Raw genomic sequence first — 23,972 nt, forward strand, 5'->3', positions numbered from 1 at the left:
GGCAGCCGGCCGGACAGCGAAGCCCCGGGCGCGGCCGGGGGCGCGTCCCCGGCCGGGCTCAGCCTTCGCCCGCCAGCTCCAGCACCCGGGCATGCGGCACCGCGGTGCGCCGCAGCAGCCCGTCCCGCACCGCATGCGCCAGCAGCCGCAGGAAGACGCGCCGGTCCCCGCCATGCTGGCGCGCCTTCAGCAGCCATTTCGGCAGCACCACGCAGAGCGCGGGCCAGAACAGCCAGCCCGCCGCCATCCGGTACAAAAGCAAGAGGTTGCGGTGGTAGTAATAGGCCTTCCACAGCGGCACGAAGCGGCCGCGCTGCGCCGCATCCGGGTTTTGCGCGCCGCCGCCCTTGCCCTGGAAGGTGGAAAGATCATGCTCGAAGCGCACCGAAGGCTCAAAGCCGATGCGCCCGCCCGCGGCGCTCAGCCCCAGCGTGTAGATCCCGTCGTCGCCATAGAGGAACAGGTCCGGATCCGGGTAGCCGGTGCGCCGCACCGCAGCCGCCGAGATGAAAAAGCCGACAAAGGAGGTGACATCGATCTGCATCCCCTCCCCCTCGTAGTCCGAAGGCTGCACGTGAAAGCCCGAGCGCCCGCCGCCCAGCAGGGTGCGCAGGAACTCGCGGGCGTGCCAGAACGGGTTGCGCGAGGGCCGGTTCATCTCGCAGATGCGCCCGTCCGGGAAATAGACCGCCGCCGCCACCGCATCCCAGCCGCCGCCGTCCTTGCCGCCGTCATTACCATTGCCACGGTGCGCGCGCAGCGCGCGGAACGCCGCCAGCGCCCCCGGCGCGGGGCGGCCGTCGTCATCCATCACCACCAGCCAGTCCGGATCGTGGCGTTCCATCGCCCGGCGCATGCCCATCTCGAAGCCGCCGGCGCCGCCGCGGTTTTCAGCCGAGGAGCAGACATCGAGCCGCGGATCGCCCTGCGCCGCCAGCCAGGCCGCGGTGCCGTCGGTGGAGGCATTGTCCGCCACCACCACCGCGGCCAGCTCCGCAGGCGGGCTCGCGAGCAGCCGCGCCAGCGTCACCTTCAGCTTGCCGAGCCGGTTGTGGGTCACCACCACCGCCACCAGCCGGCCCGCGCCCTGTTCCGCCGCGTCCTGTCCCGCGGCCTCCGCGGCGGACGGCTGCGCTGCGGGGCTGAGTGCTTCTGCTGTGCTCACGGTGGGGTCTCTGCTCCTGACGGCTGGCCTGCGGGACTGCTGGGGGCAAAACTCACAAATGCCGGCCGCTGTCAAACCCTTTGCCGCCCCTGCCCGGCAGGAAGCATTTGACAGCCGCCCGGGAAACCGCAACCTGAACCCCATGCAAACCGCTCTCATCACCGGCTCGGCCGGCTTCATCGGCTACCACCTCTGCGAGAGGCTGCTCAGCGCGGGCTGGCAGGTCACCGGGCTCGACTGCCTGTCGCCCTATTATGACGTCACCCTGAAACAGCGCCGCCATGCGCGGCTGGAGCAATACCCGGGCTTCACCCCGGTGATCGGCAAGCTGGAGACCCCGGGGCTGCTCAGGGATCTCTTTGCCCGCCGCCAGCCGCAGGCGGTGATCCACCTCGCCGCCCAGGCCGGGGTGCGCCACTCCATCGACGCGCCGCGCGATTACCTGGAGGCCAACCTGGCGGGCAGTTTCGAACTGCTGGAAGCGGCGCGCGCGCATCCGCCCGCGCATCTTTTGATGGCCTCCACCTCCTCGGCCTATGGCGCCAATACCGAGATGCCGTTCACCGAGCGCCAGCAGGCCGACCACCAGATGTCCTTCTACGCCGCCACCAAGAAGGCAACCGAGGCGATGGCGCATTCCTATGCCCATCTCTATGGCCTGCCCGTCACCATGTTCCGCTTCTTCACCGTCTACGGGCCCTGGGGCCGACCCGACATGGCGCTGTTCAAGTTCACCCGCGCGATGCTCGAGGGCCGCCCGATCGAGGTCTACAACCACGGGAAAATGCAGCGCGACTTCACCTATATCGACGATCTGACCGCGGGCATCACCGGGCTGATCGAGGCGGTGCCGGGCAAGGAACCGGTGTCGCCGCAGGACAGCCTGAGCCCCGTGGCCCCCTTCCGGGTGGTCAATATCGGGGCAGGCCAGCCGACCGCGCTGATGGATTACATCGCCGCGCTGGAGGCCGCGCTGGGGATCGAGGCGCAGAAGACCATGATGGCGATGCAGCCCGGCGATGTGCCCGCCACCTGGGCCGACACCAGCCTGCTCAGCCAGCTCACCGGGTTCCGCCCAAAGGTCGGCGTCGCCGAGGGCGTGGCCCGTTTTGCCGCCTGGTACCGGGAGTATTACGGCGCCTGAGCGGAGCACCCTGCCCCGGCCTGCCTCCGGGTCTGCGCCCCCCTGCCTTCTTTTTTGATAAAAGCCCGCGCCGCAGGCCTCCGCCTTTCTTTCGGAAGGCGGAGCGCCCGGCCGCCGGCAGCTGCCAAATAGGTCAGCAAGTGTGACCAAATGTTTCGCGCGCGAAACATTTGGTCCGAACCGGACCTTTCCTGCCATCCGCGGGGCGCTGCGTCAGATTCCGGTTTGCGCCCTTTCCCCCCGCCTGTATCCTTCTACGTCAACAGGAAACCGCCGCCCGGCACGGTGCGGCGGAAAAATTTGCGGGGAAAAGGGACAGCGCATGCGCATTGCGATGATTGGCACCGGGTATGTGGGCCTGGTCTCGGGGGTGTGTTTTTCGGATTTCGGCCACGACGTGGTCTGCGTCGACAAGGATCTGCGCAAGGTCGCGCGGCTCTCGGCGGGCGAAGTGCCGATCTACGAGCCGGGGCTGGAAACGCTGATGGAGAAGAACGTCGCCGCCGGGCGGCTCAGCTTCACCGCCGATCTGGCGGCGGCGGTGGACGGGGCCGAGGCGGTGTTCATCGCGGTCGGCACCCCGGCGCGGCGCGGCGACGGCCATGCCGACCTGACCTATGTGATGGCCGCGGCCGAGGAGATTGCCGCAGCGCTCACGGATTACGCGGTGGTGGTGACCAAATCCACCGTGCCGCTGGGCACCAACCGGAAGCTGCGCGAGCTGATCGCCAAGGTCCGGCCGGAGGCCGAGTTCGACGTTGCCTCCAACCCCGAGTTCCTGCGCGAGGGCGCCGCGATCGAGGACTTCATGCGCCCCGACCGGGTTGTCGTCGGGGTCGAGAGCAGCCGCGCCGCCGAGGTGATGGCGGAGATCTACCGGCCGCTCTACCTGCGCGACTTCCCGATCCTCACCACCGGGCTGGAAAGCGCCGAGATGATCAAATACGCGGCCAATGCCTTCCTCGCCGCCAAGATCACCTTCGTGAACGAGGTCGCGGGGCTCTGCGAGCGCACCGGCGCCGACGTCAAGGAAGTGGCCCGCGGCATCGGCTTTGACGGGCGCATCGGCAACAAGTTCCTGCATGCAGGGCCGGGCTACGGCGGGTCGTGCTTCCCCAAAGACACCGCGGCGCTGGCGCGCATCGGCCAGGACCATGCCTTCCCGATGCGGATCACCGAGACCGTGATGCGGGTCAATGACGAGGTGAAGCTGCGCATGGTGGAGAAGCTGCGCGACATCTGCGGGGGCGCCTTCAACGGCAAGACGGTGGCGGTGCTGGGGGTGACCTTCAAACCCAATACCGACGACATGCGCGAAGCCCCCAGCCTCACCATCGTGCCCGCGCTGATCGGCGGCGGCGCGCGGGTGCGGGTGGTCGACCCGCAGGGCCGCAGCGAGGGCGAGGCGCTGCTGCCCGGGGTGACCTGGGAAGAAGACCCTTATGCCGCAGCCGAAGCGGCGGATCTGGTGGTGATCCTGACCGAGTGGAACGAGTTCCGGGCGCTGGATCTGAAGAAGATGGCAGGCGCCATGCGCAGCCCCCGGATGGCGGATCTGCGCAACATCTATTCCGCCAGGACGGCGCGCCGCGCCGGGTTCGAGAGCTACACCGGCGTCGGCCGCGGCAGTGCGCCGCAGAGCCTGGAGCTGAAAGAGGAATAGGGCCGCATCGGACCAAATGTTTCGCGCGCGAAACATTTGGTCACCCTTGCTGACCTGTATATTGGAGCTGCCCAAAGATCCGGTGCAGAGACGGAAACAGGGCTTCCCGCGGGAAAGCCCTGTGCCTCCGGCAGGAGTATTTACGGCAAGATGAAAGAGCAGGGTGGCTTTGCTCAGAGACGCTTCAGCCAGTCCTGCAGCGCTTCCACCAGGGCGGCGTTCACGCCCTCGCCGCGGATTTCGATGCGCTGCTCGCCGGGCACGTAGCCGGCGCTGAGCCCTTTGGGGGCGGCAAGGGCGATGCGCTCGCCCGGCTGGGCCGCGTCCCAGTCCCCTGTTCCGCGCACCCGCGGGCGGCTGAGCGGCGGCGCGGGCGCGGGACTGGGCGCGGGTCCGGGCGCCGGGGCAGGGGCAGGGGAGGCTGTGGCGGAGTTATCAGGCTCTATTGCGGGAGTTTGAGCCTGCTCCGCGCCTTCGGCCAGCTGGCTCAGCAATGCCAGTTCGGTCTCCGCATCGGGGCGGGGGGCGGCCTGCAGCGCGGCACGGGCGCGGGGGGCGAAGGTGGGATCTGCTTCGATCGCGCGGGCCAGCGCCAGGCCCAGCTTCTCGCTGATTGCGGCGGGGAAGAACAGCACCGCATCCAGGGCTTCGACCACGGCGATGAAGCTGCCGATCTTGGAGCGCTTGGCGCGGGTGGCGTTGCCGAACAGACCCTGCAGCGCGTATTTGCGGCTGGTGAACACGCCTTCCTTGCAGGCGCGCACCGCGATGCGGGCGCGCTCGTAATGCGAGAGATTCACCCGGATCTCGTTTTCCTCGACCATCGCCAGATAGGCGTCCTGGGCGCTTTCGGGGCGGATTACCAGCGCCTTCAGGGTGGCAAAGCGGGGCTCCCCGGTCTCCTCGAACAGCCGCCGCAGCGCGGTGAGGCGGCGCCAGCCGGAGATCAGCCCGTGGGTCATCCCGCCCGCGGGGTCTTCGAGCGGCACCACCTCGGCCGGGGTCTGCTGGCCGCGGGCGCTGAGCGAGGCCATCAGCGCCGCAAGCTCGCCCTCGTCCTGCTCGATGCGGTCGCGCACCAGGTGGCTTTCGTCGATTGCCGAAAGCGGCAGCTCCGCGATCATCAGCCCCCGGGCGCGGGCGCGCTCCATCTCGCTGCTCAGCTCCTGCAGCGCCGCCTGGGCCGAGGCTTCGGAGGCCACCTGGGCAATCGGCGCGGCACCGGCCCCCAGGCCTGCGCTGCGGGGAGCGGGGGCCGCGCCGGGCAGGGGGCCGGGCCCGGAAGCGGGGTCTGGCGCCGCTGCCAGGAAACCGGTCTGCGCCGGGGTGAGCCGTTTGCGTTTTGCCATGGTCGGGTCCGTCCTGTCCTGTCCTCACATCTGCCCGGGCCGCGAGGGTGCGGCAGCGGGCTTGCCTGCGCGTTACTCGGCCGCGCGCTGCGCCTGCAGCTCCTCGCGCCGCCAGACCCCGAGCAAGAGCCGCTTGAAGGCGGCATAGGTCTCGTCGAAGGTCTCCCGGCCGCGGGCGTAGGTCTCGCGGTTGAAATCGCGGTAGTCGGCCTCGTAGATGCCCGAGACCTGCTCGCCCGCCTGGCCGATGAGGGCGGTGTAATCCTGTTTGTGGGGGCTGAGCACCGGGCCCATGTAGGCCTGCATCAAACCCGCCAGCTCGCCCTGCTGGGCGCTGTCGTAGCGGGTGATCACGGTGCGCACCGCATCCCATTCAAACGCCAGCCCGGGGCGGCCGAGGGCGCGGGCGGCGAGGTTCTCGCCTTCCTCGATCGAGGCGAAGGTGGAATGCAGCATGTCGAAGAAGCGGCCCGTCGAGTCGAACTCCAGGAAGGAGGCGCCCATCGGCACCAAGAGGATGTCGGCGGCCGACAGCCCGTTGATGGTGAGGTAGCCAAGGGCGGGCGGGGTGTCGATGAAGATCACGTCGTATTGCTCCAGCACCCCGTCCGCCTCCAGCCGCTCGGTCAGCGCGTCCCACAGCTTCCAGGACCGCGCCGCCATGCGCCAGACCGGGATCTGGAACTCAGCCCAGTAGAGGTTCAGCTGGGCGCCAATGAGATCGATATTGGGCCAGTGGGTGTTCTGGATCACGTCGGCCGCCGTCATCTCCATCGCCGCGTCGAGGGCGGCATCGAGCGGCTGGGGGGGATCGCCGCGGTCGAGCCGCCGCTGGTTCTCCAGCCGCAGGTGGGTGCCGTAGTGGCGGGCGAGCAGCGGGAAGGCGGTCTGCCATTCGTCCTCCACCCGGCCGCCGAAGATCGAGGTCATGGAGCCCTGGCTGTCCAGATCCACCACCAGCACCCGGTAGCCGTCGAGTGCCGCCGACATCGCCAGATGCGCCGCGGTCGAGGTCTTGCCGACGCCGCCCTTGAAGTTGGCGACAGCGACCATCTTGGCGGGCAGGCCTTCGGGGCGGTAGGGGCGGTAGTCCTTGGCCTTGGAGCCTTGCGCCGCAAAATGCGCCCGCAAGGTCAGCACCTCGTCCAGGGTGAACCACTTGGCGCCGCCCTCGGTCTCGCTGCGGCCCTGGGGCAGATCGGGGTTGGCCTTCAGCACGCGGCGGAAATGCGCCTGCGCCACCGGGATCAGGTAGCGGGTGATTTCCCAGGTGGAGAACAGGCGCAGCGACTTGCGGCCGGCCTCGTTGAGGCCGCGGCTGGCAAGATCGGCGCGGCCGCGGGCGCAGGCCTCGGCGATGGCGGCAAAGCCCGGCGTGTCGGCAGGCGCGCCCAGTTCGGCCAGGGCCGCGTCCGGGTCGATGTTGAAATAGGGCGGCAGGCTGCTGCTGCCCTTCAAGGGGTCTTTCCTGTGGATATCTCTGGCCATGAGGATCTGCCCGCTGTTGCCCCGGACCTTGCGGCCCGGCCTGTTGTGACTGTGTGCCCCGCGTTGATGTGCGGTGTTTCGGGCAGAATAACAAAAAACGCGGCACATGGAAGCATTATGCGCACATCGCCTGCTTTTTCTAAGCAAATCCGGGGGTTGCAGGGGGCGGACCGGCAGGTTTCCGAGCGCTGGAAAATTTTCTGCTCTGTTAAATATGAGTTATTTATTAGTTACAGGGGCAGGAGGGGCGCCGCAAAGCCCTTTTTTCATTGGCGAAAGCCTGCGCCTTTTCCGGGCCGGTGAATCTGAAACCCCGATCAAACGACTCTGAACCCCCGAAGCGGCGATTCCGAACCCCCGTTGTGCGGGGCTGGGGATAACTCTAGGGTGAGTGTAATCAAAACCACGATACCGCGAGTCGGCTGGAGCGCAGAGAAATCCGGCGGCGCGCCGTGTTGGAACCGGGGCAGGATACGGGCAGACAGATGGCGGCAGAGCTGACGGCGGGGGGCCTCCCTCCCGAGGGGCAGGGGGATTTCTTCCTCTGCGATATCTTCGGGGCAATCCCCAAGAACGACCTCGCCTCGATGGAGCATCCGCTGTTCTCGCTCGGGACCCGGCCGGACCGGCGCATTCTCAACTACGAGCACAATGGCGCCGAGATCACCGTGACGCCAAGCGTCAAGGGGCTGGCGACGATCCACGACAAGGACATCCTGATCTTCTGCATCAGCCAGCTGATGGCGGCGCTGAACGCAGGCCGCCAGGTGAGCCGGACGCTGCATCTGACCGCGCATGACCTGCTGGTCGCAACCAACCGCGAGACCTCGGGCGATGCCTACCGCCGCCTGCGCGAGGCCTTCGAGCGGCTCGCGGGCACCCGCATCACCACCAATATCGTGACCGGGGGAAAGGAAGTCACCACCGGCTTCGGGCTGATCGAGACGTGGGAGATCGTCAGGAAAGCGCGGGGCGGGCGGATGGTGAGCGTCGCAGTGACGCTGTCCGAATGGCTCTTCCGCGCGGTGCTGTCGAAATCGGTGCTGACGCTCAGCCGCGATTACTTCCGGCTGAGGAAACCGCTGGAGCGGCGCATCTACGAGCTGGCGCGCAAGCATTGCGGCCGCCAGGAGGGCTGGCAGATCTCGGTCGAGACCTTGCTGAAGAAATCCGGCTCCGCCAGCCCGCGCCGGGTGTTCCGCAAGATGCTGCGCGACATGATCGCCGCACAGCCCTTGCCGGGCTACGCGCTGGAGGAGCTGCCGGACGATCTGATCCGCTTCTCGCAGAAACAGGCGGCGGCGGAGGCGGGCGGGGGACATGCGGCGCTGAACCTGCCGGTGCTGCGCCGCGGGACGCTGGAACGCGCCTGCGCCCTGATGCCCGGCGCCGATGCCTATGCGCTGGAGGCGGAATGGCGCGCCATGTGGGTCCGGACCGGCAGCCCGCGGCTGCGCCAGGCCGATGCCGCCTTCCTCGGCTGGGTCAGGAAACGCGCCGCCGGATAGCGGGCGCTGCGCCGGGAGACGGGCCGGAAGAGGGGCCGGAAGACGCGCGGAGGGCTGGCCGCACACCCGCGGGTGCCGCGCCCGGCGCGGCGGCGGGATTTGGGTATTTTGGGCCAGAAAGTGGCCAGGGGCCGTGTCAGGGGCCGTGACAGGAAAAGGGACGGGGGCGGTGGCACGTCCTGGCGGTGCTGGGCGGGCAGGGGCTGAAAGCCCGTGTTAGAGCCTGTTTTGAGGATTCCGGATTTAGGTAAGCAGTATTGCCCTAATGTTTCGCGCGCGAAACATCGGGGCAGGATCGGTCCTTTTTTGCCGGTCCGGCCGCGCCGCCGGGGGGGAGGCGGCAGGCCGGACCGGGCACCCGGGGGAGGGATCCGGACAGAGGAGAAGAATGAGAGAGAGAGAGAGAGAGAGAGAGAGGCTGGGGAGCGTTTGGCAGGGCGGCTTTGGCGGGCAGAGAGACTGGAGCGGGCGGGCGGGGTCAGCCGAAATAGGGGCAGGGCAGGCGGGGCGCGTGATCCGGGCTTGCCGCGGTGTTGCGGTCCAGGGCCCATTGCACGGCGCGGCTGACCAGCTCGCCCACCACCGGGTAGAGCACCACCAGGGCGATCAGCGGAGCTGCGAAGAGAAAGTAGCCGGCGGCGGCGGCGGCGGCGCCTGCGGCGGCACCGGAAACTGCGCTGATCAGGGCCATGATGCGGATCTCCTTTGGCTGATGCTGTCTGATCTGTTGTCTGTCTTGTTTATAGCAGCGGCATCGGCCCGGCGCTGCTGGCCAAAAGGATAGCCGCAAGGTGCGGAAGGCGGCGGCGGCGCTGCTGTGGGTCAGAAGCGCGCGCGGAGGGGGCACAGCGGCGGGCCGGAGACAGGCCTGCGGGACAAAAAAAGGGGGGGGCAGGGGAGACTGCCGGCCGGGCCCGCGCGGGCAGGGAGGCAGCGGGCAGGGCGGCGTGCAGGGCAGGAAACCGGGCCGGAGGCACGGCAGGGCAGAAGGCGGGGCTGCAAACACCAACAGGCCCGCCCCAGCCTCGCAAGGCTGGGGCGGGCCCGGTCGGGCTGCGGCCATCCCCCCTTAGCCGCGGCCCTCCTTCCAGCCTTTTATCCGCGGCCCTCCTTCAGGGCCTGGGACATGCTCGCCAGCACCGGGCCGATGATGTAGTCGGCCAGGGTCTGGCGGCCGGTCTCGATCATCGCCTGGGCGGGCATGCCGGGCAGCGTCTTCACATTGGGCAGCGCTGCCAGCTCGGTGTCGTCGATGCGGATGTGCACCGGATAGTAGGACTGGCCGGTTTGCGGATCGGTGCTGCTGCCCGCCGCCACCATCACCACCTCGCCCTGGACCGGCGGGGTGGAGCGGAAGCTGTAGGCGGTCAATTGCACCCGCGCCCGGCTGCCCTCGGCGACCTCGTCGATATCGGCCACCGGCACCCGGGTTTCCAGGATCAGCCCGGTGCCTTCGGGCATCAGCTCGAGCACGGTCTGGCCGGGCTCCAGCACCTGGCCCAGCGTGTTGACGTTGAGCCCCACCACCCGGCCGCTGCGCGGCGCCCGGATCGCCAGCCGCTCCTGCACGTCGCGCGTGGCGCCGATGCGCTGGCGCAGGTCGAGCAGCGTTTCCTGCACCTGCTGGCTTTCGGCGGCAATGCGGGCGGAGCGGTCGCGGCCGGTCTGCAGCAGCCGCTCTTCCATCTCGCCGATGCGTTCGAGCACGTTGCCGCGGTCGCTTTCCAGGGCGCCGAGCGTGCCGAGGAGGCCGCTCTGCTGCATCTGGCGGTCGCTGATGCGGGTCTTCGGCACCAGCCCCTTTTCGAACAGCGCCCCGAGGCTCGCGAGGTCGTCCTGCACCAGCGCCAGCTGCTCCTCGGTGGCGCGGATGCGGGCATCGCGGCCCGCGATCTGGTCGCCGAGCTGGCTGATGCGGCCGCGGATGATCTCGATCTGGCCCTCGTGCAGGGCGCGGTTGGAGGCAAACACATCGCGCTGCACCGCCTCCAGCTGCGCCAGTTCCGGCACCTCGGCGATCAGCGCGGCGAGCTCGGCCGGGATCTGCATCTGCGCCGCGCCGGTGAGCTCGGCCTCGAGCCGGGCCTGTTGCGCCAGAAGGCTTGCGAGCTGGCCGTTCAGGATTGCCAGCTGCGCCGCGGCGCGGCGGCCGTCGAGCCGGGCGATCACCGCGCCCTCCGCGACCCGGGCGCCTTCGGAGACGTTGATCTCGCGCAGGATGCCGCCCTCCAGATGCTGCACCGCCAGCCGGTCGCCCGCGACGTTGAAGGCGCCGCCCGCGACCACCGCGCTGGTCAGCTCGGCCCGGGTGGCCCAGAACACCAGCCCGCCGAACAGGCCGAAGCCGCAGACCACCAGCCAGAGCACCAGGCGCCGCACCCGTTCCGGCGGCCGCGCGGGCAGGGCCACGCCGCGGTCCCGGGCGGCGGGCATCAGGTCGCGGAAGCCGCTCTGCCGGGCCGGGGTCCTGGGATCATGCGCTTGCAATGTCATGCCTCTGCTCCTTGCTGGGCGGCCGCAGCGCCGCTGCCGGCGCCGGCCTCTCCGCCGCGGTGGCGGAAGGGGGCGATCTTGGGATCGCCGTGGGCGCGCGCGCTGTCGGGCAGCGCCGCCTGGATCACCTGGCGCGCCTCGCCGAAGCGCATCAGCCGGCCCTGCTGCAGCAGGGCGGCATGGCTGACCCGGCGCAGCAGGCTGAGCCGGTGGGTCACCGCCACCACCACCGCGCCGCGCTCGCAGGCGGCTTCAATGGCGCGGGCCAGGGCCTCTTCGCCCTCGGGGTCAAGATTGGCGTTGGGCTCATCCAGCACGATCAGCTTGCGGTTGCCGAAGAAGGCGCGTGCAAGGCCGATGCGCTGGCGCTGGCCTGCGGAGAGGAACTCGCCGCGCGGACCCGCTTCGGCGTTGTAGCCGCCGGGGAGGGTGAGGATCATCTCGTGCACCTGGGCCAGTTTTGCCGCCGCCACCACTTCGGACGGCTTGGCGTCCGGGTCCATCAGCCCGATGTTCTCCGCCACCGTGCCGCGGAACAGCTCGACCCGCTGCGGCAGGAAGCCGATGTGCTGGCCGATCTGCTCCGGATCCCAGTCCGAGAGCGCGGCATCGTCGATGCGGATATGGCCGCGCGCAAGCGGCAGCAGCGCCGCCAGCGCATCGGCCTCCGTGGTCTTGCCGGCACCGGAGGGGCCGACAAGCCCGAGCGACTGGCCCGGCTCCAGCTTCAGGGTGATGTCCAGGAGCAGCGGCTCGGGGCGGCCGGGCAGCAGCACGCTGGCGCCCTCCACCGACAGCCGGCCCTCGGGATCGGGCAGGGCGATGCGCTCCGGCGTCTCCCCGAGCCGGGCCAGGAAGGCGTTGAGCCGGCCGTGCGCGGCGCGCGCCTTCAGGAAGCCGCGCCAGCCCGCGATCGACTGTTCCACCGGCGCCGCGGCGCGGCCCAGGAGGATCGAGGCGGCGATCATCAGCCCCGGCGTCAGCTGGTTGTTGATCACCAGCACCACGCCAACCCCCAGCACCGCGATCTGCAGCCCCATGCGCAGCGCCTTGGCGAGCGAGGAGATCAGCGCCGTGCGGTCGGTGGCGGCGGTGTTGAACAGGAGCGCCGAAAACGCCTTCAGCTGCCAGCGCCCGATCAGCGCGCCGGTCTTGCCCATGGCGCGGATCAGCCCGGCGTTCAGCAGCATTTCCTCCACCGCGGCATTGGTCTCGGCGGCATGCTTGCCGGCCTCGTCCATCGGCCGCCGGGCCAGCAGCTCGCTCAGCAGGCCAAGCCCGAACAGAAGCGACAGCCCGGCCAGCGCCACCAGCCCCAGCACCGGGCTGAACACGAAGATCAGCGCCAGGAACAGCAGCGCCCAGGGCGCATCCAGCAGCGCGATGAACAGCGGGCTGGTGACAAAGCCGCGCAGCTCCTGGACGTCGCGGATCGGCTCGCCGCCGCGCAGGGCGGGCGGGCCGCTGATCAGCCCTTCCAGCACCGCCGGGCTCAGCCGCGCCTCGAGCCGGGCGCCAAGCCGCGCCACCAGGCGCTGGCGGATCATGTCGAAGAGAAAGAAAAACGCCAGCGCAATCGCTGCGCCGGCGGTCAAAGCAATCAATGTGGGAATGCTGCCCGAGGCCATGACCCGGGCAAACAGTTGCAGCATATAAAGCGGCGCTGTCAGCACCAGGAGGTTGACAAACATGCTCGCCGTGAAAATTGCGGCGATCACCCCCCTCTGGCCGTCAAATACCCGTCTTACCTTCATTGTCGTAGCCCCCCGGCTGCACGATTGTGAAGTTATGAATCTGGAAACCAGCGCCCTGGTCCAAGGAGGCAATCCTTGGCCGGGGACCAAATCGCTGTCCTGAACCAGGGCTGGACGGGCCCGGGGGTTGCCCCGGGCCCGCCGTTCCTATGGCTCAGACTGCGTGACCCCAGATGTTGTCGAAGCTGTCATCGAAGCCAGTGTCGGATGCCAGCACCCGGATCGCCTCGTAAGAGCCCGCATCGCCGGTGGTCACCGCGTTGATGCCGACGCCGCCGATCGGGATGGCGTCCTGGCCGAGCGAGGTGAACGGTGCCTCGCGGCCGGTCAGCCCGACGATCTTCACCGAGGCGCCGCCCACATCGATGGTGGTGTTGGCGCCGTTGTCGGTGACCGTGGCGCCGCCATTTTCATTGAGCTCCTCGAAGGCATCCTGCGCCGAGGTGCCGAGGCCGCCGCCCACGTTGGTGACGCGGAACAGCAGCACGTCGTGGTCCTGGTCGATATCGAAGTCCTTGATATCGTCGCTGCCATCGGTGGAGGCAAAGCTGGCGCCGTCCCAGGTCAGGTCGACGATGAAGACATCCTTGCCGTTGCCGCCCATCAGCCAGTCATCGCTTTCGCCGCCTTTCAGGAAGTCGGTGCCGAAGCCGCCCGCGAGCGTGTCGTCACCGGCGCCGCCATCGAGGAAGTCGTTGCCGTTGCCGCCGTCCAGGCGGTCATTGCCTTCCTCGCCGTAGAGGCAGTCGTTGCCGCTGTTGCCAAACAGCTTGTCGTTCTCGGTGCCGCCTTCCAGCACGTCGTTGCCAAAGCCGCCTTCCAGCGTGTCCCTGCCGGCTTCGCCGTCCAGGAAATCGTCGCCGCCCTGGCCCTTCAGCGTGTCGTTGCCGTCGTTGCCGCGCATGACGTCATTGTGCCGCCCGCCGTACATCCGGTCGTTGCCGGTGCCGCCGTCCATGACATCCTCACCGGTGCCGCCTTTCATGATGTCGCTGCCGCTGCCGCCATCCATGGTGTCGTCGCCGCTGCCGCCCTTCACGGTGTCGTTGTCCCTGCCGCCGAACAACACGTCATCGCCGGCGTTGCCATTCACGCAGTCGTCGCCGTTTTCGCCGAACAGCGTGTCATTGCCGAGGTTGCCGGACAGGCGGTCATTGCCGGTGCCGCCAAAGCCCAGGTCGTCGCCGCGGCCGCTGACGATCACGTCATCGCCGCCTTCGCCGAACATGGTGTCATTGCCGGAGCCGCCGCGGATGCGGTCATTGCCTTCCGGGCCCTCGTCGATGGGCGTGTAGCAGTCCGGGCAGTCGACTTCCTTCAGGCCGTCGGGCACGGCATGGCCGTTTGTCTCTGCGCCGTTCTCCTCGTCGTCGTCGCAGCAGCTCCAGTCGATGTTGTAGCCCTTCACCGCGCCATGGTCGCCGAAGATCAGGTCGCCCTGGGCGCCGCCTTCCAGCACGTCGTTGTTGGAGCCGCCGCGCATGGTGTCGATGCCCGCGCCGCCGTTGACGTCGTCGCGGCCGGCGCCGCCGTCCATCAGGTCGTTGCCGCGGCCGCCCTGCATCAGGTCGTCGTCGTCTTCACCGAACATGGTGTCGTCGCCGCCCTGGCCGTCCATGCTGTCGTTGCCGTCACCGCCCAGGATGCAGTCGTCGCCGTCGACCTGCTCGGTCTTGTTGCCGGTGCCGTTGTCGGCGCCGAAATCAAGGTCGTCGTTCTGCGACTGGCGCTCGTCGCCGAACATCTCGTCGTCGCCGGAGCCGCCGATCACCAGGTCGTCGCCGAGCCCGCCGGCCATGCGGTCATTGCCGCCCTGGCCGTTCATCCGGTCGTCGCCGTCGCGGCCGTACATGGTGTCGTCGCCGTCCTGGCGGGTCTCGCCGGACTGGCCCATGTCGCCCCACATCCAGTCGTCGCCGCCTTCACCGTCCATGCAGTCGTCGCCGAGCTCGCCATAGAGGTAGTCGCCGCGGTCGCCGTCCTTGTAGCTGTAGTCGCCGTCGGCATCGTCGCCGAAGATTTGGTCATCGCCGTCGCCGCCGAACACGGTGTCGCTGTGCTTGCCGCCCAGGAGGGTGTCATCGCCGGTTTCGCCGTCGATGTAATCGCAGCCGGATTCGCCGTCGATCCAGTCGTCGCCGTCATCGCGGGGGTCGGCCGGGTTGCCGATACCGTCGGCGTTGCCGCCGAACAGGTAGTCGTCGCCGGAGCCGCCGCGGATGTCGTCATGGCCGTTCTGGCCTTCGATGTAGTCCTGGCCTTCCTCGCCATCGATGCGGTTGTTGCGCTCGTTGCCGTAGACCGCGTCATCGCCGGCCCCGGCGGAGGCATTGTCGCCGGCATCGTGGTCGTTGAGATCGATCACATTGCCGTCGGTGCCGCCCCATTCGGTGGTGCCGTCATTGTAGTCGGGATCGAACTTGTTATCGCTGTAGCGGATATCGCAGGTCGGATCGCAGACCTCCCAATCGGGGTTCTGGTCTTTTTTACCCATGGTAAACTTCCTCCTCGTTAACTTGTTCAGGGCGGGGCAGCAGCTGCTGCCCGGGTGAGGCCCCCGCCGGCGCCACCGCCGCTGAGCGCGGCTGGCGCAAAAAGGCGTCGTGTTGCCTTCCTGTTGTATTGCAGCGCAGATCCAAGGCCGGCGCTGCCCCCAAATGGGGACAAAATCAGCGCTTCAGCCCGCGCTTCCCAGCCAGGCGGCCAGGCTCTGCGCCGCCGTGTCCGCAGCCTGCTGCAGCGGCGCGTGCCACCAGGCGCCGGCCGCCAGGGCGGCCGCGGCCAGAAGCGCGGCCGCCAGCCCCCCCCGCCAGCGGCGGTGCGGCGCGGGCGCGGCGTCGGACAGCGCTTCCGCCAGGGCCGCCTTCAGCACCGGCTCGAACTCGATCCTGAGCGCGCCTTCCATCCGGTCCACCGCCGCCTCGAGCTGGTCGAGGCGGGCGCCGAGCGCGGCGCGGTCGGCGGCGGCCTTCCGGGTCGTCTGGGCGCCGAGGCCCTCGTTCAAAGTGGTGAACATCTCCGCGATGCGCTTGTGCAGCGCCACCAGATCGGCCTGGGCCGCCAGCGCCGGTCCGGAGGCGCCGCCCTGGCGCAGGGCATTGGCGATCTGCGCCAGCACCGCCGGGCTCAGCCGCGGCGGCTGCACCGCTGCGTCCGGGTTGCCCCCTGCCTGGGCCCCTGTCAGGCCCTGTGTCCGGCCTGCGGCCTGGCCGTGTTTCTGGCCCGGTTTCCGGGCGCCCGCCCGTTGCGGCTGTCCGGCCGGGGCGGGCGGGCCCTGGACGGGGGCGCCGGAGCTGAACGTGTTCATGATGCTCTCCCCAGCGAGGCCTGCCAGGTCAGCCGCTGCGCCATCTCGGCGCGGCCCGCGGCCTGCAGCTTGGCCAGCACCCGCTTGGCATAGGTGTTGAAGGTCTGCTCCTTGAGGCCCGCGATATGCGCCGCCTCGCGGTTCGAAAGCCCCAGCTGAATCAGCGCCGCGACCCGTGCCTCGGCGGGCGAGAGCCCCATCTTCTGGGCCAGCATCTCGATCCTTGTGCGGTCGGGCTGGCGCGGCAGGATCGCCACCACCAGCGGCGCATCGGCGCCGGCGCAGCGGTAGCGGGTCAGCGAGACCGGCAGCCGCATGCCGCTCTCGCGGTCCTCGAGGAACAGGATCAGCTCGCGCGTGCGGGCGGGCTGGCCGGGCTGGCCGGGCTGGCCGGGCGGGCTCTCGGGCCCGGATTGGCGGGCGCCGCCGCGGCGGCTGCGGGCGCATTCCGCCACCGCGGCGTAAAAGCCCGCGGTCTCGCCCGGGCTGGCGCAGCTGAGGCGGCCGCCGCGCTCCTGCAGCAGGTGGCCGCTCTTGAGCACGTCGCGGCCGCTGCCGTTGCAATGCAGCAGCGCGCCCTCGGCCGAAAGCACCAGCACCGCGCTGTCGGTCTTCTCGGAGATCGTCCACAGCAGCGCGCTGGTCACCGCCGCCTGGGTCTCGCCGGTCAGCTCGCGCAGGGAATCCTCGCGCAGCACCGGCCAGATCGCCTGCAGGATGTCGCCGCAATGGGCATCATGCGGGCCGCCTTCGAGCTTCAGCGCGATCAAATCCTCGCTGCCGTCCTCGAAGGCGCAGGAGAACAGCGTCCAGCCGGCCCCGCCGAGGAACTCCTGCTGCAGCTCCTGCGGCAGGCAGGCGGCAAGCTGTGCCGCCGCCGCCCCCTGGCGCCGCCGCTTGCGCAGCCCGCAGGGCGCGCCCGGGCGCAGCTGGCGCCGCAACAGCCGCGCCTGGTGCGGATCCGGCCCGGCGCTGCCGCGGGCGCTGTCCGAAATGGTCAGCACCGGCGCCGTGCGGCTGCCGGTCTGGACCAGTGCGGTGGCGCTCAGAGAAGAGATTTGTCGTTGAAGAGACTGAGAGAATAGTAACCGGCCCGCCTGACTGGCGGACGTGCTCAACATAACCATTATTGCCCCCCGGCATATCGCAATGAATGCTCTTTAAGGTAGCACAGCGCAGGCTGCCGCAAATCGGGCAGAGGAGGTACGCCGAAGGCGGCGCGGCGGGCGCGGAAGCGGCGGCCGGGCGCGGGGTGTTACCACCATAGGTGTAAGCGGGAGGGGGCAGGGGCGCCGAATCTAAAAAACCTGGGGTTGTGTTGATCTTGGTTGAGACTTTCTTAAAATTGTAAGCGGGCTGCGGGAAACACTGCGTTTCTCCTTTGGAGACAATGCGGCGCAGCATATTTTACGATAGCTTAATGCTTGCAAAACAGAGGTTAAGCCGGATCCGGCGCCGCACACCCGGGGCCCGCAGCCGAAAAGGGCAGGCCGGGCTGGTCAAGCTCCTTAACAAGAATGGGCAGATTCGCTACGCTTTAAGTCCAGCAGTGCGCATCAGAAGTGTTTGACACCCGTCCGCCGCTGCCAGGCCCAAGGCCCTTTCCCCAGGATTGCGGGGCGGGGCGGTTTCTCCGGGCCGCGGAATGTTAGCTTTTACGATCAGGACACGGCCGCAGCAGCGGCCGGGGCCCGAAGGGCGGCGGCAGGGTGTTGTTGTGTGAATGGGGCGTGGCAGCGCTGCAGGGCGGCCGGCAGGGGTGCGGCCGTCCGGGAAACAGGCCCCGGGGGACAGGCCGGATGCATGCATCCGGCATTTGCGAGTAAGGGAGTTTTTTAATGCCTGTGCATATCGTGGGGGAGAGCAGGCTTCTCAGAGACATGTTTCTGTCCATCTGTGAAGCGCATCATTACCAGACCGGCCTGTGCCGCGGCAGCCTGGAGGAGCTGCCGGAACTGCCCGGCAGCGACCTGGTGCTGTACTACAGCCATGACACCGGACCTGCGCTGTTTGCCGCGCTGCGCGGCTTCCGCGCCCGCAACGGCAGCGCGCTGCTGATCCTGGTCACCGGCGACGGCTGCCCGGCCGCCACCCAGGCCGGGCTCAGCGCCTATGCCGAGGCGGTGATCCCGGAACGCAAATCCGCCGATGCGCTGATCGCGGCGCTGCAGGTGGTGCAGGACGGCTACCGCATCCTGCTGCATGGCGCCGGCGGGCCGCAGAACGGGACCGGCGCGGGGGCCGGGCCGGCGGCGGAGGCTGCTGCCGCGCCGGGGCCGCGGCTTGCGCCCGCGCCGCATGCGCACGGGCTGTCGGACCGCGAGCAGCTGATCCTGGCCAAGCTGACCGAAGGCGCCACCAACAAGAGCATCGCCAATGAGCTCGGCATCTGCGAGGCCACGGTGAAAGTGCATCTGCGCACCTGTTTCCGCAAGATCGGCGCCAAGAACCGCACCCAGGCGGCGCTCTGGGCCTCGGAACAGCTGCCGCCGCCCGCCGCCGGGACGGACCCGGGCCCGGCCCGCGGCAGCGCCGGCCTCTAGGGCCGGCCTGCGGATCAGACCTGGCAGCGCCGGCCTCTAGGGCCGGCCTGCGGATCAGACCTGCCGGCGCCGGCCGCCGGGACCGGGTCCGGGTCCCGAACCGGCGGCCTGTAATGCCAGCCAGGAGCGGGCCAGGACAATGCCACAGGCGGGCGGCGGCACGGGCCGCGGCGCGCCGCTTGCCGGATGCGGGCGGGACCGGGGCCTGCCCGCATCCGGCCGGTGGGCGGACCGGGGGAAACGGGCGGGGCGCAAAAGTTTTGCGGAAAACTTTTGCCAAGGCTTTTCGAAAAGCCTTGGGCGCCGCTACGCGGCGGTTTTGGCTGAGACGGCCTTGAAAAGCAGGTCTGTCTTCAAGGCCGTTTTCAAATGTGCTTGGAGCCTCCGCGTCAAGGACACGCCGCTTTGCGGGGCCTGGCGGCCTCCTTGACCCGGCGCATGGGGACACGGCCCGCGCCAAGGCCTGGAGTTGTGCGCCTCCCGCTAGCCTTTGATCTTCGGTGCCTCGGGCTACAGTCGTATTTTCCGTGCCTCCGGCTACAGACTTATTTTCCGTGCCTCCGGCTACAGTCTTATTTTCCGTGCCTCCGGCACGAGGGCATTGATCTGGGCGATATGCTCCGGCAGGCAGCGGCTGAGGAAGTCATACTTCTCCACCGCATGGGCGCGGGCCGCCGGGCCCAGATGGGCGTAATCGCCGGGATTGGCGAGCACATCCGCAACCTGACCGGCGAGCTTTTCGGGGCTGAAGAAATCGACCAGGAGCCCGGTCTCGCCATGGGTGACGGCCTCGCGCACCGGCGCCACATCGGCGGCCACGATGGTGGCCTGCATCGCCATCGCCTCCAGCAGCGACCAGCTCAGCACGAAGGGCATGGTCAGGTAGATGTGGCAGCGGCTGATCTGGATGATCCGGCAGAGATCGTCATAAGGCACTTTGCCGAGGAAATGCACCCGGCTCCAGTCGACGCTATCGCCGAGCTCTGCCTCCATCTCGCCGCGCAATCCGCCGGGATGCTTGCTCTCGGCGCCATAGGAGGTCTCGCTGCCGCCGATCATCAGCACGCGCGCATTGGGACGCTGCGCCTGGATCCGGGGCAGGGCGCGCATCATGGTGTGGAAGCCGCGGGCACGCTCCATGTTGCGGGCGATGTATGTGACCACCTCATCCTCGCGGGTGAGCGGGCGCGGGAGCCGCCCCAGCCCGACCGTGGCAGCGGGACCGGGGCCCAGCCTGTCGGTGCGGATGCCGTCATGGCAGAGATACATGCGGGAATGGAAACTGGCCGGGAACCGGTCGCGCTGCCAGGCGGTGGGCACATGGCCCTGGTCGACCAGCTCGATGCTGGCATAAGGCACGGCATTGCGCGCCTCGGCGAAGAAATAGGCCTGGCCGTTGGGCGGGTTTTCCGGATCGAAGCCGACCAGCCCGCCCGAGGTGCGGTAGAAATACTCGAAAAAGCCGATGATCGGGACATCCGGGTAGGGGTCCTTCATGAACAACAGCTCGCCCCAGCCGGTGTGGCCGATGATGATGTCGGGGGTGAAGCCCGCGTCCTTGAGCTGCCGCGCCGCCAGCGCCGCGCCCAGCCCGGCGCCCGCCGCCGCCTCCCAGTCTTTGGAGAGGCCGAAGGCATCCTTTCCGGGGGTGCGGAACGGCTTGTAGGTGAGCGTCCTGATCCCCGCCAGCTGCACATCGTTGCGCTGGGTCAGGAAGACGATCTCATGGCCGCCCTGCGCCGCCAGCCAGGGCGCCAGCTCGCGGTACTGGCCGGGCATGTTCTGATGCACGAACAGGATTTTCATGGCCCCATGGTTGCCGCGCGGGGAGAGGGGATGCAAGGCGGCGTTGTGCCGGATTTGCCGCTGGCGCCGCGGCTGTGCCTGCGCGGCCACTGGCGCTGGCGGTCTGCGGCGGGTAGGAGGGGGCGGAAACACGCAAGCAGGAGCCGGGGCGGACGCGATGCAGATAGAAGAGACAGGATTGCCGGGGCTGAAGGTGCTGACGCCGGCGCGCTATGGCGATGCGCGCGGGTTTTTCAGCGAGAGCTGGAACCGGCGGCGGATGCAGGAGCAGGGCATCGATCTCGACTTCGTGCAGGACAACCACTCGCTGTCGGTGGCGCCGGGGATCCTGCGGGGGCTGCATTACCAGGCGCCGCCGCATGCCCAGGACAAGCTGGTGCGCTGCGGCCGGGGTGCGATGTTCGATGTGGCGGTGGACATCCGCAGGGGCTCGCCTAGCTATGGAAAATGGTTCGGGATCGAACTGACGGCGGAAAACGGCAGGCAGCTTCTGGTGCCCAAAGGGTTTTTGCATGGCTTTATTACAAGGACGTCCGATACCGAGATCATTTATAAATGCACCGATTATTATGCGCCGGACTGTGACGGGGCGGTGGCCTGGGACAGCTGCGGCATCGATTGGGGCTTTGCAGGCGCGCCCGTCCTGTCGGAGAAGGATGCCGCGGCCCCGGGATTTGCAGAGTTCGACAGCCCCTTCACCTGGGAAGGATAAGCCATGAAACTGCTCGCAGCCGGAGGCGCGGAATGAAACTTCTTGTGACCGGCGGGGCCGGCTTCATTGGCTCTGCGGTGGTGCGGCTGGCGGTGAGCCGCGGCCATCAGGTGGTGAACCTCGACGCGCTGACTTATGCCGCCTGCCTGGAGAATGTGGCGGAGGCGGCGCAGAGCCCGTCTTATGCCTTTGCCGAGGCCGATATCCGCGACCGGGCGGCGCTGGACCGCGTGTTCGAGACCCATGAGCCGGATGCGGTGATGCACCTGGCCGCCGAAAGCCATGTCGACCGTTCGATCGACGGGCCGGGCGATTTCATCGAAACCAATATCACCGGCACCTTCAACATGCTGGAGGCGGCCCGCAAGTACTGGACCCGGGCGGGCAGGCCGGAGGGTTTCCGTTTCCATCACATCTCCACCGACGAGGTCTATGGCAGCCTGCCCGCCGACCCGGCGGCGCTGTTCACCGAAGAGACCGCCTATGATCCGCGCTCGCCCTATTCCGCCTCCAAGGCGGCCAGCGACCATCTGGTCAGGGCCTGGCACGAGACCTACGGCCTGCCGGTGGTGCTCACCAATTGCTCCAACAACTACGGGCCCTACCACTTCCCGGAGAAGCTCATTCCGGTGGTGATCCTCAATGCGCTGGCAGGCAAGCCGCTGCCGATCTACGGCGACGGCTCCAACGTGCGCGACTGGCTTTATGTCGAGGACCACGCGGATGCGCTGCTGCTGGTGGTGCAAAAGGGGGCGCTGGGGCGGTCCTACAACATCGGCGGCGAAAACGAGCGGACCAACCTGGAGCTGGTGCAGACGCTCTGCGGCATTCTGGATCAGAAGCGCCCGCGGGAAGACGGCAAGTCCTACAAGGACCAGATCACCTTTGTCAGCGACCGCCCGGGCCATGATGCGCGGTACGCGATCGACCCCTCCCGCATCCGGAACGAACTGGGCTGGCGGCCCTCGGTCACGGTCGAGGAAGGCCTGGAGCGCACCGTTGAGTGGTATCTCGAAAACGAGGCCTGGTGGCGGGCGCTGCAGGACCGCGACGGCGTCGGCCAGCGGCTGGGGACCGGCAAGTGAGGGCAGGCAAGCCGCAGAGGGCTGCCCGGCGGCACCGCCGGGCGGGAGACTTCGGAGAATACCCATGACCACCCTCGTCTTCGGCAGGACCGGCCAGCTGGCGCGCGAACTGGCGGCGCATGAAGGCGTCACCTGTCTGGGGCGCGATCAGGCGGATCTCTCCGATCCCGAAGCCTGCGCCGCGGCCATCCGTGCCCGGGCGCCGGCCGCCGTGATCAACGCCGCCGCCTATACCGCGGTGGACAAGGCCGAGGAGGAAGAGGCGCTGGCCACGGTGATCAACGGCGAAGCCCCCGGCGCGATGGCGCGGGCCTGCGCGGAGCTGGATATTCCCTTTGTCACCGTCTCCACCGATTACGTCTTCGGCGGCAGCGGTGCGGTGCCCTGGCAGCCCGGCGATGCCGCCTCCCCCGTGAATGCCTATGGCCGCTCCAAGCTCAGGGGCGAGGCGCTGACCTGCGCGGCAGGCGGGGCCTATGCGGTGCTGCGCACCTCCTGGGTAGTCTCGGCGCATGGCCATAATTTCGTGAAAACCATGCTGCGGCTCGGCCGCGAGCGCGAGCGGCTCAGCATCGTCGCGGATCAGGTGGGCGCGCCGACGCCCGCGCGCGATATCGCCGCGGCTTGCCTGGAGATGGCGCGGCAGCTGGGCGCGGACCCGCGGAAGGCGGGCATCTATCACCTGGCGGGTGCGCCCGAAACCAGCTGGGCCGGCTTTGCACGGGAGATCTTTGCCCGTGCAGGCGTGGATTGCGCGGTGGAGGATATTCCGACATCCGCCTACCCGACCCCGGCGGCGCGGCCTTTGAACTCCAGGCTCGACTGCACCGCGTTAGAGACGGTTTTCGGCCTCCCGCAGCCTGACTGGCGGGCAGGGCTCAAGGATATTCTGAAAGATCTGGGAGAGGTTTCATGACGGCACGCAAAGGCATCATCCTGGCAGGCGGCTCGGGCACAAGGCTCTATCCGATCACCATGGCTGTCTCGAAGCAGCTCCTGCCGCTTTATGACAAGCCGATGATCTATTATCCGCTGTCCGTGCTGATGCTGGCGGGCATCCGTGAGATCTGCGTGATCACCACGCCGCAGGACCAGGAGCAGTTCCAGCGGCTGCTGGGCGATGGCAGCCAGTGGGGGGTGTCGCTGACCTATGTTGTGCAGCCCTCGCCCGATGGCCTGGCGCAGGCCTTCATCCTGGCGGAAGACTTCCTGGCGGGCAGCCCGTCGGCGCTGGTCCTGGGCGACAACATCTTCTTTGGCCACGGCCTGCCGAAACGGCTGGCGGCGGCGGATGCGCAAGACACAGGCGGCACCGTCTTCGGCTATCACGTGGCCGATCCGGAACGCTACGGCGTGGTGGCGTTCGACGGCGAGGGCCGCGCCCGCGAGATCATCGAAAAGCCCAGCCAGCCGCCCTCCAACTATGCGGTCACCGGGCTCTATTTCCTCGACGGCACCGCGCCCGAGCGCGCCAGGATGGTGACGCCGTCGCCGCGCGGCGAACTGGAGATCACCGATCTTCTGCAGATGTATCTCAGCGAGGGGCTGCTCTCTGTCGAGACCATGGGCCGCGGCTATGCCTGGCTCGATACCGGCACCCACGGCTCGCTGCTGGATGCGGGCAATTTCGTGCGCACGCTGCACGAGCGCCAGGGGCTGCAGTCGGGCTGCCCGGAGGAGATCGCCTGGCAGCTGGGCTGGATCGGCGCGGCGCAGCTGAAAGAGCGCGCCGAGCTTTTTGCCAAGAATTCCTATGGCGCCTACCTGGAGCGGCTGCTGAGGTAAGCCGCCGGGCCGCGGGCGCCGGGTCAAGGGAGGCGTCAGCCTCCGCGCGGCCTGCCCTTGGGCCATGCCGGGCGGAGCTGCCCCGCAAGCGCGCCTCAACAAAATCTGCAGATCAAAAAGCCGCCGCGGGCGGCGGCGCGGTGCCGGTGCGGCAGGTGCAGGGCGGCGGG

General features: G+C 68.7%; 18 protein-coding genes. 8 read left to right on the forward strand and 10 right to left on the reverse strand.

What is annotated here, in order from left to right:
• Nucleotides 1-58 precede the first annotated feature (58 nt).
• A complete protein-coding gene (locus tag ACOHX0_RS19180) occupies nucleotides 59-1,165 on the reverse strand; it encodes a glycosyltransferase (RefSeq protein ID WP_420678785.1) in 1,107 nt (368 codons plus the stop codon).
• A 142-nt stretch (nucleotides 1,166-1,307) separates the two neighbouring features.
• Here ACOHX0_RS19180 and ACOHX0_RS19185 point away from each other — a divergent pair, with 142 nt between their 5' ends.
• Both ACOHX0_RS19185 and ACOHX0_RS19190 read left to right on the forward strand, forming a co-directional pair.
• Complete coding sequence (locus tag ACOHX0_RS19185) at nucleotides 1,308-2,309, forward strand: NAD-dependent epimerase/dehydratase family protein (RefSeq protein WP_420678786.1); 1,002 nt, start codon at nucleotides 1,308-1,310, stop codon at nucleotides 2,307-2,309.
• A gap of 322 nt (nucleotides 2,310-2,631) precedes the next feature.
• On the forward strand, nucleotides 2,632-3,972 hold the full coding sequence (locus ACOHX0_RS19190) for a UDP-glucose dehydrogenase family protein (RefSeq protein WP_420678787.1): 1,341 nt from the start codon (nucleotides 2,632-2,634) through the stop codon (nucleotides 3,970-3,972).
• 173 nt (nucleotides 3,973-4,145) lie between these two features.
• Here ACOHX0_RS19190 and ACOHX0_RS19195 read toward each other — a convergent pair whose 3' ends face one another.
• On the reverse strand, nucleotides 4,146-5,321 hold the full coding sequence (locus ACOHX0_RS19195; RefSeq protein ID WP_420678788.1) for a ParB/RepB/Spo0J family partition protein: 1,176 nt from the start codon (nucleotides 5,319-5,321) through the stop codon (nucleotides 4,146-4,148).
• Between the two features lie 72 nt (nucleotides 5,322-5,393).
• Entirely contained in the window at nucleotides 5,394-6,809 is a 1,416-nt protein-coding gene (locus ACOHX0_RS19200) for an AAA family ATPase (protein ID WP_420678789.1), read from the reverse strand.
• Nucleotides 6,810-7,294: 485 nt separating this feature from the next.
• On the opposite strand from ACOHX0_RS19200, the gene ACOHX0_RS19205 reads away from it, so the two are divergent.
• Nucleotides 7,295-8,317, forward strand: a complete 1,023-nt coding sequence (locus ACOHX0_RS19205) for a replication initiator protein A (protein WP_420678790.1) — start codon at nucleotides 7,295-7,297, stop codon at nucleotides 8,315-8,317.
• A 478-nt stretch (nucleotides 8,318-8,795) separates the two neighbouring features.
• Here the strand turns inward: ACOHX0_RS19205 and ACOHX0_RS19210 are convergent, their stop codons facing one another.
• The 6 genes from ACOHX0_RS19210 to ACOHX0_RS19235 all read right to left on the reverse strand — a co-directional run bounded on the left by ACOHX0_RS19210 (nucleotide 8,796) and on the right by ACOHX0_RS19235 (nucleotide 16,875).
• On the reverse strand, nucleotides 8,796-9,008 hold the full coding sequence (locus tag ACOHX0_RS19210) for a hypothetical protein (protein ID WP_420678791.1): 213 nt from the start codon (nucleotides 9,006-9,008) through the stop codon (nucleotides 8,796-8,798).
• A gap of 404 nt (nucleotides 9,009-9,412) precedes the next feature.
• The gene (locus ACOHX0_RS19215; RefSeq protein WP_420678792.1) at nucleotides 9,413-10,810 is read right to left on the reverse strand and encodes an HlyD family type I secretion periplasmic adaptor subunit; all 1,398 of its coding nucleotides are present in this window, start codon (nucleotides 10,808-10,810) and stop codon (nucleotides 9,413-9,415) included.
• Nucleotides 10,807-12,564, reverse strand: a complete 1,758-nt coding sequence (locus ACOHX0_RS19220; RefSeq protein WP_420678793.1) for a type I secretion system permease/ATPase — start codon at nucleotides 12,562-12,564, stop codon at nucleotides 10,807-10,809. The genes ACOHX0_RS19215 and ACOHX0_RS19220 overlap by 4 nt, the downstream gene beginning before the upstream one ends.
• Nucleotides 12,565-12,718: 154 nt before the next feature.
• Nucleotides 12,719-15,058, reverse strand: coding sequence for a calcium-binding protein (locus ACOHX0_RS19225; RefSeq protein WP_420678794.1), 2,340 nt, complete (start codon nucleotides 15,056-15,058; stop codon nucleotides 12,719-12,721).
• A 183-nt stretch (nucleotides 15,059-15,241) separates the two neighbouring features.
• Nucleotides 15,242-15,871, reverse strand: a complete 630-nt coding sequence (locus tag ACOHX0_RS19230) for a hypothetical protein (protein ID WP_420678795.1) — start codon at nucleotides 15,869-15,871, stop codon at nucleotides 15,242-15,244.
• Nucleotides 15,868-16,875 carry a helix-turn-helix transcriptional regulator gene (locus ACOHX0_RS19235; protein WP_420678796.1) on the reverse strand — a complete coding sequence of 336 codons (1,008 nt, stop codon included), beginning with the start codon at nucleotides 16,873-16,875 and terminating at the stop codon, nucleotides 15,868-15,870. Before ACOHX0_RS19235 ends, ACOHX0_RS19230 begins: the two co-directional genes overlap by 4 nt.
• 876 nt (nucleotides 16,876-17,751) lie before the next feature.
• Here ACOHX0_RS19235 and ACOHX0_RS19240 point away from each other — a divergent pair.
• On the forward strand, nucleotides 17,752-18,414 hold the full coding sequence (locus tag ACOHX0_RS19240; protein ID WP_420678797.1) for a helix-turn-helix transcriptional regulator: 663 nt from the start codon (nucleotides 17,752-17,754) through the stop codon (nucleotides 18,412-18,414).
• 564 nt (nucleotides 18,415-18,978) lie between these two features.
• Here the strand turns inward: ACOHX0_RS19240 and ACOHX0_RS19245 are convergent.
• The gene (locus ACOHX0_RS19245; RefSeq protein WP_420678798.1) at nucleotides 18,979-20,220 is read right to left on the reverse strand and encodes a glycosyltransferase family 4 protein; all 1,242 of its coding nucleotides are present in this window, start codon (nucleotides 20,218-20,220) and stop codon (nucleotides 18,979-18,981) included.
• A gap of 157 nt (nucleotides 20,221-20,377) precedes the next feature.
• Between ACOHX0_RS19245 and rfbC the strand changes: the two genes are divergently transcribed.
• From rfbC to rfbA, 4 genes are all read left to right on the forward strand, one after another.
• Entirely contained in the window at nucleotides 20,378-20,932 is a 555-nt protein-coding gene (rfbC, locus tag ACOHX0_RS19250) for a dTDP-4-dehydrorhamnose 3,5-epimerase (protein ID WP_420678800.1), read from the forward strand.
• Nucleotides 20,933-20,964: 32 nt separating this feature from the next.
• Nucleotides 20,965-22,017 carry a dTDP-glucose 4,6-dehydratase gene (gene rfbB / locus ACOHX0_RS19255; RefSeq protein WP_420678801.1) on the forward strand — a complete coding sequence of 351 codons (1,053 nt, stop codon included), beginning with the start codon at nucleotides 20,965-20,967 and terminating at the stop codon, nucleotides 22,015-22,017.
• A 64-nt stretch (nucleotides 22,018-22,081) separates the two neighbouring features.
• Nucleotides 22,082-22,933, forward strand: a complete 852-nt coding sequence (gene rfbD / locus ACOHX0_RS19260; RefSeq protein ID WP_420678802.1) for a dTDP-4-dehydrorhamnose reductase — start codon at nucleotides 22,082-22,084, stop codon at nucleotides 22,931-22,933.
• The gene (rfbA, locus tag ACOHX0_RS19265) at nucleotides 22,930-23,802 is read left to right on the forward strand and encodes a glucose-1-phosphate thymidylyltransferase RfbA (RefSeq protein ID WP_420678804.1); all 873 of its coding nucleotides are present in this window, start codon (nucleotides 22,930-22,932) and stop codon (nucleotides 23,800-23,802) included. The genes rfbD and rfbA overlap by 4 nt, the downstream gene beginning before the upstream one ends.
• Nucleotides 23,803-23,972 lie beyond the last annotated feature (170 nt).

The sequence above is a fragment of the Cribrihabitans pelagius genome (assembly GCF_048820915.1).
Classification (GTDB): Bacteria; Pseudomonadota; Alphaproteobacteria; order Rhodobacterales; family Rhodobacteraceae; genus Cribrihabitans_A; species Cribrihabitans_A pelagius.